Here is a 17,395-nt window from a genome sequence, read left to right on the forward strand (position 1 = left end):
GAACCGCTGTTACTCAACGGCGCGGATTGACTGAGCAGACAGAAAGAATCTACGCGCTCCCCAAACGAATGATTGCGTATCTGCACGAAAAGAACGCATGGGGCGCATCGACGGATGAGCGTGCAAATTCGCAAAGAAGCGGTGGCCCGCGCAACAGGCGTTCCGTCGACTGATCAATACTGCGTCGCAACGCCGGACGATCCGGCGGACCGTGCAACACAGCGCTTCATTCGTGGACACGAAACGCACACCGCAATGCGGCGCTGATGTCGCTCAATCCAGGGAAATAGGAGTTACATCATGACGACGCTCACACTCAAGGACGGCACGGAACTGTTTTACAAGGACTGGGGCAACGGGACGCCGATTGTCTTTTCGCATGGCTGGCCGCTGAACGCCGACGCCTGGGACGCGCAGATGCTGTTTCTGGCAGAGCGTGGTTTCCGTGTTATCGCGCATGACCGTCGAGGCCATGGCCGGTCGAGCCAGCCATGGGCGGGCAACGACATGGATCATTACGCCGACGATCTCGCTCAGCTGATCGAGCATCTTGATCTGCGTGACGCCGTGCTGGCCGGTCACTCGACCGGCGGCGGCGAAGTGGCGCGCTACATCGGCCGGCATGGCACGCAGCGTGTGAGGAAGGCCGTGCTGATTTCGGCGGTGCCGCCCATCATGCTCAAGTCCGATGCGAATCCGGGCGGCTTGCCGCTGTCCGTTTTCGACGAGATCCGCGCGGGCGTGCGCACGAATCGCTCGCAGTTCTTCAAGGACCTCGCGCTGCCGTTCTACGGTTTCAACCGGCCGGGCGCGAAGGCGTCGCAAGGCACCATCGACGCGTTTTGGCTGGCGGGCATGCAGTGCTCGATCAAGAGCGCTTACGACTGCATCAAGGCCTTCTCGGAGACCGACTTCAACGACGACCTCAAGAAGATGACGATTCCGACGCTCGTGATTCAGGGTGACGCCGACCAGATCGTGCCCCTTGACGACTCGGGCCGGCTTTCGGCGCAACGCGTGCCGACGGGCAAGCTCGAAGTCATCGCAGGCGCGCCGCATGGTCTGTGCACGACCCACGCCGATCAGGTCAACGCTGCGCTGCTCGACTTCATCGCGAGCTGATGGCGGCGTGCGCCTGTCGGCCCATGTGGTGCGGCAGGCGCAGCGTGTTGCAGCACCGTCGCTTGCATCGACACAGCAGGTTGCCTGATATGCCGTTGGCAGCGAGATCGGCGAGCTCGCTCAGGCGATGGGCAAGGTCATTCGAAACTCGGCGCCATCGTCAAGACCGAAGGCATCGAGCGTGCCATGATGCGCTTCGACGATGGAGCGGCAAATGGCGAGCCCCATCCCCATGCCAGTGGACTTCGTCGTGTAAAGCGGCTCGAAGATTCTCTCCATCACGTGGTCCGGAATGCCGGCGCCGTGGTCGCGCACGGACATGACGACCTGCGCGCCCTCGACGAGCGTGGATATCGTGAGCGTGCGCCTGTCCACGGCGGTCTCGCTCATCGCTTCGACGGCATTCGTGAACAGATTCAGCACGACTTGCTGGAGCTGTATGCGATCGGCCTCGACCGTCGCGTCGGCAGCGTCGAGAAGGCTCACGACGCTGACCTGCCTCGCCTCCGCTTCGGGTTGAAGCAAGTCCAGGACATCGCGCACGACGTCGTTGACGCGCATGGGTGCGAGCACCGCAGGCGCCTGCTTGGCGAGCGCCCGCAACGCGCGGATGATTTCGAGCGCGCGCAGACTGGTGCGCTTGATCTGCATGAGCCCCGACGTCACTTCCTCCAGATCCGCGGGGTCACGCTGCAGCCAGCGCAGGCTCGCATCGACCGTGGTGGTGATGGCCGCGAGCGGTTGATTGACTTCGTGCGCAATCGAGGCCGCCACGTTGCCCATCACGGTCAGGTGAGCCGTGCGCGCGAGTTCATCGCGCGCGGCCCGCAGGCTGATTTCCGCATTCAGACGGTGATCGCTTTCGTCGACGAGCCGTTCATACAGCCGCGCCGTTTCGAGAGACACGGCAACCTGAGGCGCGAGCACTTCGAGATCCGTCACGCGCGTCGGGTCGAATACGCCGGGCGCGAGATTGTTCTCGAGGTAGACGACGCCGACGAGCGAGCCTCCCCGTAGCAGAGGCGTGCACAGCACCGAGCGCTGCACGCGCCCGGCGCCCACGCGGGATCGCAATGATGGGGACTCGAATCCGGCATCCGCGAATACGAGCGTGTTGCGGGTGCGAACGACGCTGTTGAGAACGGCCAATGGCAACGCATCGTCGTCCGGTGCGGCGTTGCCGTGCGTGATGACCACCTTGGTCGACTCCACGCGCGCCATCGCGACGACCTTGAGCCCGTCATCGTGCGAAAGCAACAAGAGGCCGTATTGCGCGCCCGCGTAGACCACGATACCGTTCAGCAGCTTTTCGACCAGCCGTTCCGTGACGGCCTCGCCAGAAATGGTCTTCGCCGTTTCGATGCCCAGATCGACGAACGGTTGCTGGCGCGAGGGCGCCTCGACCTCGGTCTGTTCGGCCGCGTTGCCGAGCAGCGATGCATGCCGCTCGTGGAGCCGCTGTTCCGCGTTCACCGCGCCCCAACGGCGGTAGCAGGCGGCCGCCTGACGCAAGTGATACATCGCGGACGATTCCAGCGTCTGCGACAGGTAAAGCTCGCCGGCCAGTTCATGAGCGAGACCTTGCTCGTGAACGAAGCCCACCGTTTCCGCCGCACGCGCGGAATGCTCGTAGGCGATCAGCGCAGCCATCACGTCGCCGCGAAGGCGCGCGATTTCCGCTTCGATCAAAAGGAGCTTGTTGCGAAACGTGGCACCGTTTCGATTGGCCCATTTCACGAACTGGCTTCGATGCCCGGAGAGTTCAACGAGAGCGTTTGTCGGGGACACGTTTTCTGCATGCGCGAAAGCGATCGCGCGATACAGCCTGGAATCGGCAACGTTGATGTGTGCGGGGACGGTCCAGGCGAGATCGGCGGCCTTATCCAGCAGGGAAAATGCCGCAGCAAAATCCCTGGCGAAAATCTTCGTCAGGCCGCCGTAGAAGAAGATAAAGAATCGGGCGATCTGGGAGACCGAGGCCAGGTTATCGACTTCGCGTTTTTCCAACCGTTGCGTGGACGCACTGTCGGTATCGATCTCGCTCGCTGGCGCTGCGCTCATCAAGGCCCGCGCAAAGTCGCGCTGCGCCTGGAGCACGGCTTCGATATCCCGATAGCGAATGATGGCCGTGAGTTCCAGGCCGCGTTCGACTTCGTCATCGACGATGGACAGATGCTCGCCCATGGCGATCAGGTCGGAAACGATGTGATTGCACGCATAGCACGCCATTCCGATGTCCCCCGAGGCGCGTCCGAGCGCTCTCGCCTGGCGCGCATAGCCGAGGGCAAACGAAAGGGGACGTGTCCAGACACTGACCTGGTCGATCGCGACGAGCGTCGCCACGCGCTGCGCTTCGAAACCGTGCTGGTCGATCAGCGCCAGCGCGGCCTGGCCGTATTCATAGCCTGCGTCGGGGGCGTCGTACATGCCCGCAAAAAGGACGCCAAACCACGCCAGGCCGCTGGGAGACTCGGGCGTCACGCCATGTTCGATCGTGAGTTCGACCATCTTGGCGAGATGCAGAATGCCAACGCCGTCGGTGACGAAAAACGACGAAGTCATGGTGGCGAGCAGCCCCATGATGACCTGGATTCGCGGGTCATCGCAGCGCGGCAGGTGCCGCATGGGGTGGATCGTTTTGTTCTTGAGCGCGCGTTGGGCGGACTCGCAGGCGCGCCGCATCTGTTCTGCGGTTGGCGCGCGATGTAGATGGACATCGAGAAGCGCCAGCCCGGCCAGCGCGGCCGACAACGCGCCCTCGTAGTCGGACTGGACGGTCTTCAGGACGGCCTTTAGCCGGTGCACGTCGGCCCGATGAAGCGGCGTGAGCGGGTGCGCAAGCAAATCGTCCACGCCGTGTTGAGCGTCGACGAGGGCCGCTTGCGCCAGCGAGCACTCGCAATACTGCAGTTTCGCCCCATAGGCGAGATCGTAATGGCTCGACCACCAGGGTTCGTCCACCATCGCGAGCGCGATATTCGCATATACCGTTGCCTGGTCGAGCGCGGCCGCATTGCGCGCGCGTTTGCCCGCGAGGATGAGAATACCCACGTACGCGACGCGTGTGTCTGGCGACAGGGCGTCCATGGCGGCGCGCTCGATCTGGCTCGCGATCTCGAACGCGTACTCGGCGAGTCTGGACTGCCAATAGCCGATCATGGCCGAGGCGATGTGCGCGTGATGCAGCGGCTTCGACGCGGAGTCGATGCGCGAGTAAGCCGACTCCAATACGCGATCGTGCTGGAACGCGTAGGAGTCGGAATCCTGCACGAGCAGATTGGCGTCGACAAAAGGACGAAGCGTGTGATGCACCTCGTCATTCGACAGGCCGCTGATTTCAGCGAGCAATCCCGTTTCACAGCGAATTCCCACGCAGGCCAGACTTTCCAGCAGCTTCGTGCCTTCGGGCGGGAAACGTTCAATGCGGCGTACCAGCAGGTCGATGACGTTATCCGAGTAGAGCCGTTGCGCAATGCTCGTCTCATCCCACGTCCACGCGCCGCTCTTGACGCTGAATCTCAGTACCTCATCGTCGATGAGCATGCGCAGAAGCTGGCGGGAAAAGAACGGATTGCCGCCCGTCTTCGCATGCACGGCGCGCGCGAGCGCTTCGACGCGATCGGCCGATTCACCGAGCGTGAAGCCAATCAGCGCGGCCAGGTTCGCCACGGAGAGCGAGTGCAGCGGCACGTGTGTCAGATGCATCGTCGTGCTATCGCGCAACGCGTGTTGCCATTGCAGTTGACCGATCTGTTCGGCGGAAAACTCGCGGCACGCGCAGAGCAATAACACGTTCGGCGGCGGTTCTGCGGAGAAGGCTTTGAGGAAGCTGAGCGAGGCCGGATCGGCCCACTGCAGGTCGTCGACGAACAGCACGACAGGTGCGCCCGGCGAGGCGAATGCCGCGATCGTATTCAGCAGTGCGCGAATCAGGCGAGTCTGCGCGAGCGGACCCGCGACCTCGGTAAGCGGCGTGCATCGTCCGATGATGTGCTCGACTTCAGGCACGAGTTCGGCGACTGCCCGTCCCTGGCCTTCGAGGAGCGCGATCCAGCGCTCGCGAACGGCGGCCAGCAGGTCGTCATCCGCGCCAAGCAATTCGAGCGTCAGCGTGCGGACGATCTGCACGACAGGCGCATACGGAATGCCGGAGCGTTGCTTGTCGGCTTTACCGGAGGCATAGCGAAAGGCGCGGCGTCGTACATCGTTGAACAGCGACTCGACGAGCGCCGATTTTCCGGATCCCGCGCTGCCGGAGATGAATACCAGCTCGGTTTTTCCGGTCTCGACCACGCGCGCGAGCGCCCGGTCGAGGTGGGCTTTCTCCGCGGCGCGGCCAAAGAGCATGCTCGACATGCTGAGCAAGCGCGATGAGACGGCGGCATCGGCGGCAAGAGGCGTTTCATGGCCATGAAAACGGATCGCGTCGCGAATGAGTTGCAGGTCCGCTAGCGCTTGCGTGGCGCTCGTGTAGCGTTCGAGCGGATCTTTCGCCATCAGCCGGAGCAACACGACGGACAGAATATCGGGCACATCGGGCCGATGCCGCGAAGGGTGCAGCGGCTCGACCGCAAGGCGCGCGTGATACCAGCCGGCCGCGCTTTCGGCCGTGAATGGCAGCGCCCCGGCCAGCAGCGCATAAAGCGTGACGCCGAGGGCGTAGAGATCGGCGCTCTTTTCGCGCTTATGATCAGGCTCCGCATCGATGATGCCAAGCTCGGGCGCGAGGAATGGCTGGGCGCTCAGCCGCTCGCGATACGCTTTGGGGGCTTCGGGATCGAAGCCGATCAGACTGACCGTGCCGTCGTCACCGAGAACGATGCACGCGGGCCGCAGGTCGCCGTGGCAGATTCGCGCGGCATGCGCGTCGCTCAGCGCGCGCGTTGCACCGATGGCGATCCGCAGGAACGCGTCGATCGTCAACTGCCGGGGATCGACATTCGATGCTAGCGTTGCCGTGGACGACAGCGGGTAGATGACGATGACGCGCTCGTCCTGCCAGAGCGTGGCGATTTGCGGCAATCCCCACGGCAAGCGGATTCGCGCACTCCATTCCAGTTCGCGTTTCAGGCGCTCGGATGCGGAAGCGGACGAATGCGTTTCATAGCGTGCGAGCCAATGGCGATCGCCGGCGCGCTCGGTGAGCAGGCCGGTCACGACACCGTCCGAGTGATCGAGTTCGTGCTTGTGGCACCCGTCGAACCAGGCGATGTCGAAGGGCTTTCTTGTGGTTCCCGCGCCGTCTGCATCGCGATCTTCGATCGACGTATCGGACGAACGGGAAGGCGTGCCTTGCGTGGTCATTTTGCGGCCATGCGTATGTCGAGTTTCTGGACAATCGATAAAAAGCCGGCAGCCAGGGCGTGACAGTGTCTGACGCGCATCCGGCCGCGCTGCTGGTGTATCGATACTTCGCTACGTCTTCTTCATGAAGTCCTGCCGCCGCAGACAAGTCGTTACATGACCGTCGCGCGCTTCGCCTTGGATTGCATCGAAAATGTGGCGGCAAAGACTTCGTCGAGAAGAGCGCCAAAAGTAGCACGGGAAAATATTCGATGCGCGTAAGAGCCGACCGGTGCGAGTCACGCGTGGCTCTCGGGGCGACGGCCACGCATGCGGCGCGGGTCGCGCCCGGCGATGTTGATACGGGCCATTGTGCGCATTATTGGTGCAAGGGGAGCCGGGCGTTCGCCAGAATGCCGGACGAGCGGCGGATGACCGTGCGAATCTATAAACGCGCGGCCAATTCGCGCACGTCCCGCCGCCTGTCTGTCCATCATCGCTCCATCGCCAGCACGCGCAATCCGGCATGGTGCGCGGCGCTAACCACACGTGGAGGGACTCGCTATGGACATGTTCAAATCACTCAAGGCTTTTATCGCGGTGGGACAGTTGGGCAGCTTTACGCAAGCCGCGCGCGCATCGGGACTGTCCACGCCGGCGGTGAGCCGTGCGGTGTCGGAACTGGAGGGCGCACTGCGGGTGCAATTGTTCAATCGTTCGACACGCCGCGTGAGCCTCACGGAAGAGGGCACGCTTTTCTTCACGCCCTTGAGCCAGGGCATTCAGATGATCGAGTCGAGCATGAGCGCAGTCTGCCGCTCGAATACCGACCTGCGCGGCGTGATCCGGATTGGCGGAGCCCCGAGCATCAGCGCCATGCTCACGCGGTTGATCGCGGAATTCAGCGAACGGCATCCGGAGATCGAATTCGACGTGTCGATCGACGAGCGGCACAACGAAGTGCTCGACGAACAGATTGACGTCGCCGTGCGCGTGGGTAGCGAGCCCGAATGCCGCTGGGTCGTGCGCTCGCTCGGTCCGCTGCGGCTCGTGCATTGCGCCGCGCCTCACTACCTGCGCCAGCGCGGCGCGCCCCGAACGCCCGACGACCTCGGGCGGCATCGCTGCATTGGTCGTCGCGACACGCGCTCGGCAAGAGCGCGCACATGGGATCCGGCGGGCAGCGGCGAGAGCCCGCGTGGCCAGATCAACGCCGTGGCCACATTCAATGACGACGGCGCCATCATCCAGGCCGCCCTCGCGGGCGTCGGCATCGCGCAGATTCCCCAGTATCTCGTGCGCCGGGAACTCGACGCGGGGCGGCTTGTGCAGGTCTTGCCGGAACATACGAGCGAGCGCAGCAAGGTGATGCTCTGCTATCCTCGCCGCGCGCCCATGCCGATGCGGGTGCGAAGCTTCATCGACTTTGCCGTCAGTCGGGTGACCGAGGAACTCAACGGCCCGCCGGATGGCGCGCAGGCCGACATGACCGCGCGCCGCGTCCCGCACTGACCCAACCATACTTAGATATAGTTGCACCAGATCGAAATATAGTGTTATTGGATCGCACACCTGTCTAAGATAACGAACGTGAGCGGTCAGCCCTTCTATGCCCCGCCCGAATTGCCGTTTTGGACGAGGACTATTCGCTTGCAAACCCCCATGATTGTTTCCATTGTCGACGACGACGAAAATGTCCGCGTCGCAACGTGCAGTCTCGTTCGCTCCCTGGGTTGCAAGGTGCGGGACTACGCTTCGGCGGAGGCGTTTTTGCGCGCGGATGGCCTGAGGGAGGTGCATTGCGTGATCTCGGACGTTCAGATGCCGGGCATGGATGGGATCGAGATGCAGCGCAGGCTCAACGAAACGCCAGGCGCGCCGCCGGTCATCTTCATTAGCGCGTTCGGCTCGGAGGCGCGCCGCAGTGAAGCACTCGCCAACGGCGCCCTGTGTTTTCTCGACAAACCGGTCGACGGCGATGTCTTACTCGCATGCCTGGAAAAACTCGGTCAGAATGCGGATGGAGTTTGAGCGTCCCCGCTACGTATTGCGAAACGGAGTGGTCGCTCGCGGGCTGAACCGCCGGATCGTCGCAGCAGATGATTGCCGATGACCTGGTCGGGGCCGCCGCTTTTAAATGCAAACGTCTCTGGTGTCATGGCGAGTTTCAGTCCGGTTTTGAATACGGGTTCGCCTGATTTTCCAGTTCACATCCGAATGTTGGTGAAATGAGCGGCGCTCTTTAGCGCCGCCACCTGTTTCCGGCAAAGCCGCCCGTGAATGCAACCCTGATCCGATCGAACACGAAGCGAGCGCTCCCCGAGGGGCCGATCGTTTTCTGGTTCGCTGCAATCGTCGCGCTGACGGTTTTTAGTATCGACGCCTTTACGTCGCTCGATATTGCGGTCGCTGTTTTCTACGTGGTGGTCGTGCTGCTGGTGGCATCCAGCGGCTCCGATCTCGCGGTCATGGGCGCGACGGTCATCGTGGCGATGCTCACGCTCGCCGGTTTCCTGATTTCGCACGACAGCGATTACGCCGGCGGCGCCATCGCGCGCTGCGTGCTGAGCCTGCTCGCCATTGGTTCGACTTCGATACTTTCGCTGCGCAATCTTTCCAATACGGCGCGACTGCTCGAACAGATCGACATGCTGAATCTGACCCACGACGCCGTGCTGGTCGTGGACCTCGAAGGGCGAGTGACGTTCTGGAATCACGGCGCGGAATCGCTGTACGGGTGGAGTGCGGAGCAGGCATTGGGGCAGCGCATTCATGAACTCACGCAGACGCGCGCCGCGTTGCCGCTCGACGAAATCCACGCGAAGTTGCTCGACAGCGGAAGCTGGTCCGGCGAACTGCAACGCGTTCGCCGCGATGGGCGTACGGTGACGGTCATGAGCCGCGTCGCGGTGTGGCGCGATGCGAAGGGCGCGCCCCGCGCGATCCTCGCGACGAACAACGACATCACGCTGCAAAAGCGGATGGCCAACGAGATCGAGGCGCAGCAGGCGGAGTTGCGCGCGGCCATCGACACGATTCCCGGCATGGTGTGGAGCGCCTCGGGCGACGGCGACGTGGTGTACGTCAATCGCCGCTGGCAGGAGTCCGGCGTCGATACGGAGGGCCGCGGCGCCGATCTCTGGGACGCCGTCGTGCATCCGGACGATCTCGGCGCGATGCGCCGCGACTGGCTGGACGCGCTCCGCTCCGGGAGTGCGCTCGACAATATGTCGCGCGTGCGCCAGAGAGACGGCGGCTATCGCTGGATGCACATCGCCGCCGAACCGCTGCGCGATGCAGACTGCGCCGTGCGCCGCTGGTATGGCGTCAATACGGACGTCGAGGCGCGCAAGCGTGCGGAAGATGCGCTCACGCGAAGCGAGGCGTTTCTCGTCGACGCGCAGCGCCTGAGCAAGACGGGCAGCATCGGCATCGAAGCCGTGCACGGCAAGATGATCTGGTCGGCCGAGGCTTACCGGATCTTCGGTTACGAGCCGTCGCCAGCGTTGACGCCCGGTCTCGCGCTCATACTCGAACGTACTCATCCCGAGGATCGCCGCCAGGTTGAAATCGCGCACGGCGCCGCAATGGCGACGCCGTTGGTCGATTTGAAATATCGGCTGATCATGCCCGACGGCGAGCTTAAATACGTGCATTACGTCGCGCATTCGGGACCGCCGCTTTCCACGGATCTCAACTACGTCGGCGCGCTCATGGACGTGACATCGTCGCAACGCACGCAGGAGGCGCTGACACGTTCGATGGCGGAGCTCGCGCACGCCACGCGCATGACCACGCTCGGCGAGATGGCCGCTTCGATGGCGCATGAGGTGACGCAGCCCATGGCCGCGGTGATCACCTCGGGCGACGCGGCGCTGCGTTGGCTCGGCAGGCCGGAGCCGGATATCGGCGAAGTCTCCCGATCAATCGGCCAGATGATCCATTCCGCGCGCCGGGCGAACGACATCGTGCGACAGATTCGCGCGATGGCGCGAAAGCGGCCGTCGGCGCTCAGTCGCGTCTCGCTGGTCGAGATGGTTGAAGAGGCGGTCAGCATGATGGCGCCGGAACTGGTGCGCCACGGTGTGATCTGCGAAGTGCAGCCGCCGCCGGATGCGATTCACGTACACGCGGACAGCGTCCAGATTCAGCAAGTCGTCGTGAATCTCCTGTTGAACGCGGCGCAGGCGATGGCCGATCTGCCGGGCAAGCCGCACCGCATCGTCATTTCGATTTCCGCGCCGCGCGAGGGCAGTGTCGACCTTCGCATCGAAGATTCGGGCAACGGCGTACCCGAGGATGTTCGCGAGCGGCTTTTCACACCGTTTTTTACGACGAAAACCAATGGCATGGGCATGGGCTTGTCGATCTGTCGATCGATCATCGAGGCACATGGCGGCCGTATCACGCTTGAAGATTCATTGGCGGCAGGTGCCCGGTTTTTGATTACGCTGCCGTTGGATGCTGAAAAAAAGGAGAATAATCCATGAACCTTCAGCGCGGTGGCGCTGGCGACGCCGAGCCAAACCGGATGGTGTACGTCGTGGACGACGACGAGTCGATGCGCGATGCCGTCAGCAATTTGCTGCGCTCGGTTGATTTGCCGGTGCAGGCATTCGCTTCGGCGCGCGAGTTTCTTGCCTTCGAGCGCCCGGATGTCCCCAGTTGCCTGATTCTCGACGTGCGCCTTAAAGGACAGAGCGGATTTGCCGTTCAGGAACAGATCGCCGATGGCGCATTAAGCATTCCGATCATCTTCATGACGGCGCACGGCGACATCGCCATGACGGTCAGGGCGATGAAGGCGGGGGCGATGGACTTTCTCGCCAAGCCCTTTCGCGATCAGGACATGCTCGATGCCGTCGATCAGGCGCTCGCGGCAGATGAAAAGCGTCGTGCAGCCGATCGTTCTGTTTCGAATCTGCGCAAATGCTACGGTTCGCTGACGCAGCGGGAGCGCGAAGTGATGGCGCTGGTCGCCTCGGGGTTGCGCAACAAGCAGATTGCGGCGGAAATGAACCTGAGCGAAATTACGGTGAAGATTCACCGCGGCCAGGCGATGAGAAAGATGGAGTCGAACTCGTTTGCTGACTTTGTGCTAAAAGCCAAGACGTTGGGAATCGGATCGTCGGCGGAAGATTCCTGAAAACTGTTTGCTTCACGTCACCGTTTTTATTTTCGACGCCCGGTCATTTTTATATTTGAAAATGACCGGGCGTTTTCATTCGCGAGCGAAATTTTTCGCGTTGCCAAAAAAATATCGCGGCATTAAACAATAGTATGAGTGCGTAAAACTTATACGCGAGAGGCGCATTCTATTGTACGACTAGAATCGAATATTTGAGTCGGGTAACGTAGAGGCTAATCACACAACCTGTCTTGCTGCGTCGCGGGTCTGATCGATTCTGGATTGCGCCGACAAAGGAGAGCACCGTATGAATAGTTTATCCGACAGCCTCTCGCCACCGCGCACTGCGCGTCATCCCATCGAAATGGAACGTGAGTGGCGTCGGCCGGAAAGCGTGGAAGACGCATCGCACGAAATTCGGGTGCTGCGCTGGTCGAATCACTGCTCCGAACCTCTCGACGTGTCGAGCGACGGCGCGGCGCCGATGCATTGTGTCGCGCTGAATCTGAAATGTACCGTTGTCGATTTCGATTATGCGGCGCGTCCGTTGATTCGCGGTCGCGTGGCGGCGGGAGTAGCGCATATTGGCGCGCCCGGTGTCGCTGCGCGCGCCCGCTTTTCGTCTCAGTTCGACGTCCTGCACCTCTTTGTCACGCAGCGCGTTTTGAAGGAATGCTACGCGGACCTGTTTGGACGCACGCCCGGTGAAGAACTCACGCTTGGCGATGGCAGCGTGCTGCGCGACCCCGCGATTGAGCGGCTGAGTCAGGCGCTGGCGGTCTCGCAGACCCACGACGCGGCGCTGGGAAAAGTATTCACCGATAGCGTGAGCCTGGCCATTGCTTCGCGCCTTGTCGCGAGCCAGTATGCGGGCACGTCGCGCGGATCGCGGGGCGCCTCGGAGTTGCCGAAATGGCGCATGACCCGCGTGATGGATTATGTGGACGCGCATCTCGGCGAGCCGATTGGTCTGGCGGACATGGCCGACAGTGCGGGACTCACGCGCATGCATTTCGCCGCCCAGTTCCGTCAGGCGAGCGGTTTGCGCCCCCACGAATATCTTCTGCGCAGGCGCATTGAACATGCGCAGTCGATGCTGCTCCGCTCGCAACACAATGTGCTCGATGTTGCGCTTGCCAGCGGATTTCGTTCCCAGGCTCACTTTACGACCGTATTCAAACGATTCGTTGGCGAGACGCCCTGTTCATGGAGAAAAAATCACGATGGGCTTCGATAGCCAGATTGTCCGCTTTATGGCATGCAGCGCCGAGTATCTGTTTGGTCCGGTTTCCGCGGGTCAAGAGGCGTGCACCATCGAACGATCGCTCGCGCAATGCGCTCTGGAGCTGAGCATGCGCGAACCGAGGATGCACCCCTTGTTTTTGGATAACGGAGCGAAACGATCCTCGGAAGTTTCGGCGGGCTGACGGTCAGGGCAACAGTAAAGAATCTCTTTAAAAGCACGCGCTAAACATTCAACGGTATTGTCTACTCATGTAGGAGTGCAATATATGATTCCGCAGATTCAAACGATTGTCGATCCGTGGCAGATGACGGTTGGCTTGCTCGGCTTGTTGTCGAGGGAGAAATATGAAGGCGTTCAGGTGCCGTCTGCACGCAGGTACGTCGCGCGTCGATGCGCCGATCAGCCGGTCGCCGGCCTGACGGTTCAGCTCGTCGAGCGGGCCACCGCCACGCGTGTGACCTTGGCCTGGCGCGATCCGTCGCGTTGCGCATATTGCGATCAGGAGTGGTTTCGCACGCGGGCGCGTCGCAATGGCGTATGCGCGGTATCCGGTCGCTCGATTCGCCGGGGCGACGACGTCTATCGGCCGCGAGCCATGCGGCCACGCGCGATCAATGCCGACATGATGCTTCACTGCAACGTCGTGGAGGCGTTGTCCTGAGCGCGGATCGCCAACCAGACTGGAATCCACGCATCTGCGTATTCGAACTGACATTGATGCCCGAGGAGCCGATCCGGCTTTCTCGGGCATTCGCTCAACGCATCATCCGTTACTTTCCGCCGTTGGGCCGACCGTGCCGCGAAAGATCGCGTACTGGTAGAGGTTGCAGCCAATCATGATCGGAAACACGAAGCCAATGCCGATCAAGACCGGTGCTGATCGGCGTTGAGCCGAAGGTTGCCATTTCTATCGGGTTTCGCGGTGCGGCGAAGCGTTCGAGCGCACGCTCGCGAAAGGGATTGAACGAGATGATGCTCGAACCGCTCACGATCGATTGCGGCGGCATGAAGGTCGCTCATCATGCGCGGACTGTTGGTGCCGAATCGGGCGTGCAGCGCATTTCCGTCGCTTCCCACGCGACCGCCTTCGCGCTTCTCTCGCAGAACTCGAACGAAGATGTGTGCTTCGGATCGGGCCACGCACAACCGGGGATAAGCATGAATAAGCACAAGTAAGAACGAGTAAGCGCGAAAAGATGCGACTCGCTACGTCCAGTATTGGTAGCCGTCTCTGCGGCTTCGCATGGACGGCGTTTCCTGAAGACGCAACAGGCGGCTTTGCTGCGCGCGCGTCGGTCTCGTCGACGAATTGAGCGGCAGCGTTTCGCGCCGAGGTGTGCGTGTGTCGTCGGCGTTTGTTGCACCGACTGCCACGCGTTCCAGTGGCAATTCCGTTTGTGCGCCGACCTTCATTAACGCGGTGCGCAGTCCCACGCCGTTCTGCAGCGATACGGCAACGATCAGGCAGGCACCGAGGGCGGCGAGCGAGGAGGCGAGAAAGCGAATGGGCACGATGTAGCTCCGTGAGCAAACTGAATCGTCGGGAATCGACGAGCGCCATTCTCGAGGGGCACGCACGCGTTCATTTTCGGATTGGCACCCGGTTGATGAAAAACGCACGGTTGCGGCTGGGGAGGGAGCGTTATGTTATTGCAGGCGGAATGGGGCAAGGGAGTGGCGTATTCGCCGAGCGTGCGAATACGAAAGATCAGGAAAGCGCAGGCGATGGCTGGGTACTGGCGAGTAGGGCGAACATCTCGCGCACCTCCGGCACCGCGCTGCACGCATCGAATCGATTCGCAAGCGCCGACAGGGCATTCCGCGCCTCGTTGGCTTCCTCATCACCAAGCGGCAATTTAATCAGATCGAGCGTCGCGCGCAATTCCCACATGCGCGCGCCCTGCGACTGTGCCATCGCGATCGCCTTCGTAAAACACGCCTTTGCACGCGTCAGCGCGTGCGCATCGTATGGGCGGTCGGTATCGAGCGTGCGGGACATGGCATGCGCGCATAAACCCCGGCCGCGCAGGATTTCAGGCATAAAGTAAAAAGAGCCGTTGATCTCGCAGAATGCCTGTGCGTCCTGCAAGCGATCGAGCGCATCCGAGGTCCGGCCCACGCTGATGAGCGCTTGCGCGCATTCGACGATCAGCGGCGACGTCAAGCGCCGGAACCCTCGCGCCAGCAGCGAGTCGAGCGTGCGCTCCAGCCTGGATAGTCCTCTGACCACATCCCCATCGTGAATGAGGAGGATGGCGGCGAGGCATTCGCCGAACTCGTGCCAGATAGTCAGGCGGTGCAGCGTCGTTTGCGAGCGCATGATCGACAGATAGTGGCGCGCACGCTCGCGATCTCCCGAGATCAGCGCAAGCGGCGCCGCGACAACGCCGAGGACGTGCGTAAACCACGGCTCCATGGTCTCGGCGGGAATCAGGTCCAGCGAGCGACTCGCGAGGCGCGCGGCCTCGCCGACGTCTCCTTCGAGCCAACGGATACGGGCCAGCCCCGCGTAGCAGACCGCGAGCGGGTCCACCGCGAACTGCCGGATCTCGGCAGCATCGTTGGGATAGGCTTGAACATGTTGCACGACGGCTTCGAGCGTCGCGGCCGCGCCATGATGATCGCCGGCGCAGTGCGCCGCGGTGGCGGCGAGCGTCGTCGCGAAGATGTGCTGCCACCGGCAATGCTTCTGACGCGCGAATTGTTCGAATTGCTCTGCATACCGGCGCGCGTCGCTGACTTTGCCGGAAGAGAGCATCGCATTCCACAATCCCCAGTAACTCCGCGCGCGCAGGCCGTCGTCTTCGATTCGCAGCGCATGCTCGTGCACTTCGCGCCAGAGTTCGCACGCGCGTTCCACCGGCCCTTCCAGATTCGGCAGCACGGCGGCGAGTGCGATTTTGAGGCGAATCGCGGCAGCGGGTGGCATGGCGGGCTCAGGCAGCGCCTGACGTGCCTGAAGCGCCAGCGCGGCGCGGCGGCCGCATTCGTCCAGCTTGGCGCGCGCCAGCAGCGCGCTCACCAGCGTGGACGAAAGCTCCACGCCTGTACGCACATCGCCATCGGGAGAAAAGGCCCAATCCACCGCGTTGCGCGTGTCGTCCAGCATGTCCTCGGGATGCTCGCCAGTGGCGAGCGCCGGCCCGCTTCCGGCGGCTTCCTGGTTGCGGAAGCGCGAAGCCAGATCGCGTGCATGGCGTGCCGATACTTCCTTGACTTCGCCCGCCGAGAGGAGATGTTCGAGGGCGTAGGCGCGCGTCGACTCCGACAAGCGATAGTGAGCGATCGGACCGTCGAACGACACCTTGACGAGCGATTTCGCCAGAAGCTCGCCGATTCCGTCGATGACGGTGCTCACCGGCAATGTCGCGTCGCAAGCCACCGCGCACAGGGATTCGACCGAGAAGCGGCGGGTAAACAGCGCGAGGCGTCTCAGCAGCGTGCGGCTGCGTGAGTCGAGCAGCGCGAAGCTCCAGTCCAGCGTTGCACGGAGCGTGCGATGGCGCGGCATCGCCGTGCGAAAACCCCGTGAAAGCAGCGTCAATTGATCGGCGAGACCGCGATGGACGCCTTCTACGCCCAATGTCGGCACCCGCGCGGCGGCCAGTTCGATCGCGAGCGGCAAGCCGTCGAGCCGGCGGCAGATTTCGCCGATCAGGCCGATTTCCTCGGGGTCTCCGTGAACAGGGCGGCCCGTTGCCTCGACGCGCTTCATGAAAAGCTGCACAGCGGCTTGGCGGCGAACAGTCTGCTCGTCGGCTTCTCGCTCGGGGACGGCGAGCGGCTCAACCGGCATGAGTGTTTCGCGGTCGATCGCCAGCGCTTCCCGGCTCGTCACGAGCACATGCAACGCCGGGTAGTCGTCGAGCACGCGATGCACGATGTCGGCGACCGCCGCGATCATGTGTTCGGCGTTGTCGAGCAGAAGCAGCGAGCCGGAATTGCCGCTCGTACCGCTCGCGCCGTGCGCCGACAGTCGGGTCTTGACGGCGCGGGCGACTTCGTCGGCCGTCGCCATCGCCGCGAGTTCGATCACCATGACGTGACCGCCGCGCTCCGCTTCAAAGCGCTGCGCGACCGCCATCGACAGCGTGGTCTTACCGATTCCGCCCGATCCGATGAGCGTCAAGGCGCGCCCGCAGGTCAGCGCGCCGAGCACCGACGAAATGGCGTGGTCCCTGCCAATCGGCGGGGGAAGATTCGGCAGTCGTGCGGCAGGTGGCGTCGGGTGATCCCCGTTGCCCGGCACATTGCGTCGGCCGTTTGCGACTTCGCTGCGTGAACGCTCGTTCGCACGCGCGGCGAGAAGCCGATAGCCGCGTCCCGATTCGGTGACGATACAGGCGCGGTCATCGCCCAGCGCGCGGCGCAGCTTCGACAACTGCACCTGCAGATTGTTTTCCTCGACGACAACGCCGGGCCAGGCGCGCGCGAGGAGTTCGTGCTTCGTGACGAGCCCGCCGTCCGCTTCGATCAGCGCTTCGAGAATCGCATAGGCGCGCGCGCCCACCTGGACCAGTTCGCCGTTTCGCAGCAGGACACGCTCGCGGAGATCGACGCGCGCGTGGCCAAGCTGGAAGACAGCCGACGGCGGCTCGGAAAGCGAAGGCATGCGA

General features: G+C 62.8%; 12 protein-coding genes and 1 pseudogene. 10 read left to right on the forward strand and 3 right to left on the reverse strand.

All coding sequences use genetic code 11. The features are described from left to right. Window positions 1-300 precede the first annotated feature (300 nt). Entirely contained in the window at window positions 301-1,122 is an 822-nt protein-coding gene (locus G5S35_RS35890; RefSeq protein ID WP_065062953.1) for an alpha/beta fold hydrolase, read from the forward strand. A 120-nt stretch (window positions 1,123-1,242) separates the two neighbouring features. Here the strand turns inward: G5S35_RS35890 and G5S35_RS35895 are convergent, their stop codons facing one another. Further along, complete coding sequence (locus G5S35_RS35895; protein WP_420874559.1) at window positions 1,243-6,279, reverse strand: AAA family ATPase; 5,037 nt, start codon at window positions 6,277-6,279, stop codon at window positions 1,243-1,245. On the opposite strand from G5S35_RS35895, the gene G5S35_RS39815 reads away from it, so the two are divergent. The 9 genes and pseudogenes from G5S35_RS39815 to G5S35_RS40445 all read left to right on the forward strand — a co-directional run bounded on the left by G5S35_RS39815 (window position 6,241) and on the right by G5S35_RS40445 (window position 13,955). After that, window positions 6,241-6,489, forward strand: a complete 249-nt coding sequence (locus G5S35_RS39815; protein WP_237181979.1) for a hypothetical protein — start codon at window positions 6,241-6,243, stop codon at window positions 6,487-6,489. The genes G5S35_RS35895 and G5S35_RS39815 overlap by 39 nt on opposite strands. Before the next feature lie 480 nt (window positions 6,490-6,969). Then, window positions 6,970-7,917 (forward strand): LysR family transcriptional regulator, encoded by a 948-nt coding sequence (locus G5S35_RS35900; protein WP_065062957.1) that lies wholly within the window; start codon window positions 6,970-6,972, stop codon window positions 7,915-7,917. Between the two features lie 150 nt (window positions 7,918-8,067). Then, window positions 8,068-8,436 carry a response regulator transcription factor gene (locus G5S35_RS35905; protein WP_065062959.1) on the forward strand — a complete coding sequence of 123 codons (369 nt, stop codon included), beginning with the start codon at window positions 8,068-8,070 and terminating at the stop codon, window positions 8,434-8,436. A gap of 617 nt (window positions 8,437-9,053) precedes the next feature. Next, a pseudogene (locus tag G5S35_RS39820) lies at window positions 9,054-9,338 on the forward strand (PAS domain S-box protein); the annotation flags it as partial. A 48-nt stretch (window positions 9,339-9,386) separates the two neighbouring features. Then, entirely contained in the window at window positions 9,387-10,895 is a 1,509-nt protein-coding gene (locus G5S35_RS35910; protein WP_234775268.1) for a PAS domain-containing sensor histidine kinase, read from the forward strand. Continuing rightward, on the forward strand, window positions 10,892-11,551 hold the full coding sequence (locus tag G5S35_RS35915) for a response regulator transcription factor (protein ID WP_065062962.1): 660 nt from the start codon (window positions 10,892-10,894) through the stop codon (window positions 11,549-11,551). Before G5S35_RS35910 ends, G5S35_RS35915 begins: the two co-directional genes overlap by 4 nt. 289 nt (window positions 11,552-11,840) lie before the next feature. Further along, complete coding sequence (locus G5S35_RS35920; protein WP_183040208.1) at window positions 11,841-12,770, forward strand: helix-turn-helix domain-containing protein; 930 nt, start codon at window positions 11,841-11,843, stop codon at window positions 12,768-12,770. 274 nt (window positions 12,771-13,044) lie between these two features. Then, the gene (locus G5S35_RS35925; RefSeq protein WP_074986871.1) at window positions 13,045-13,440 is read left to right on the forward strand and encodes a DUF3331 domain-containing protein; all 396 of its coding nucleotides are present in this window, start codon (window positions 13,045-13,047) and stop codon (window positions 13,438-13,440) included. A 212-nt stretch (window positions 13,441-13,652) separates the two neighbouring features. Then, the gene (locus tag G5S35_RS40445; protein ID WP_183040209.1) at window positions 13,653-13,955 is read left to right on the forward strand and encodes a hypothetical protein; all 303 of its coding nucleotides are present in this window, start codon (window positions 13,653-13,655) and stop codon (window positions 13,953-13,955) included. A 30-nt stretch (window positions 13,956-13,985) separates the two neighbouring features. On the opposite strand, the gene G5S35_RS35935 is transcribed toward G5S35_RS40445, so the two are convergent. Both G5S35_RS35935 and G5S35_RS35940 read right to left on the reverse strand, forming a co-directional pair. Next, complete coding sequence (locus G5S35_RS35935) at window positions 13,986-14,291, reverse strand: hypothetical protein (RefSeq protein WP_065062971.1); 306 nt, start codon at window positions 14,289-14,291, stop codon at window positions 13,986-13,988. Window positions 14,292-14,487: 196 nt separating this feature from the next. Then, window positions 14,488-17,391 (reverse strand): ATP-binding protein, encoded by a 2,904-nt coding sequence (locus tag G5S35_RS35940; RefSeq protein WP_183040210.1) that lies wholly within the window; start codon window positions 17,389-17,391, stop codon window positions 14,488-14,490. Between the last annotated feature and the right edge of the window lie 4 nt (window positions 17,392-17,395).

The sequence above is a fragment of the Paraburkholderia tropica genome, from assembly GCF_014171495.1.
GTDB classification, from domain to species: Bacteria; Pseudomonadota; Gammaproteobacteria; order Burkholderiales; family Burkholderiaceae; genus Paraburkholderia; species Paraburkholderia tropica.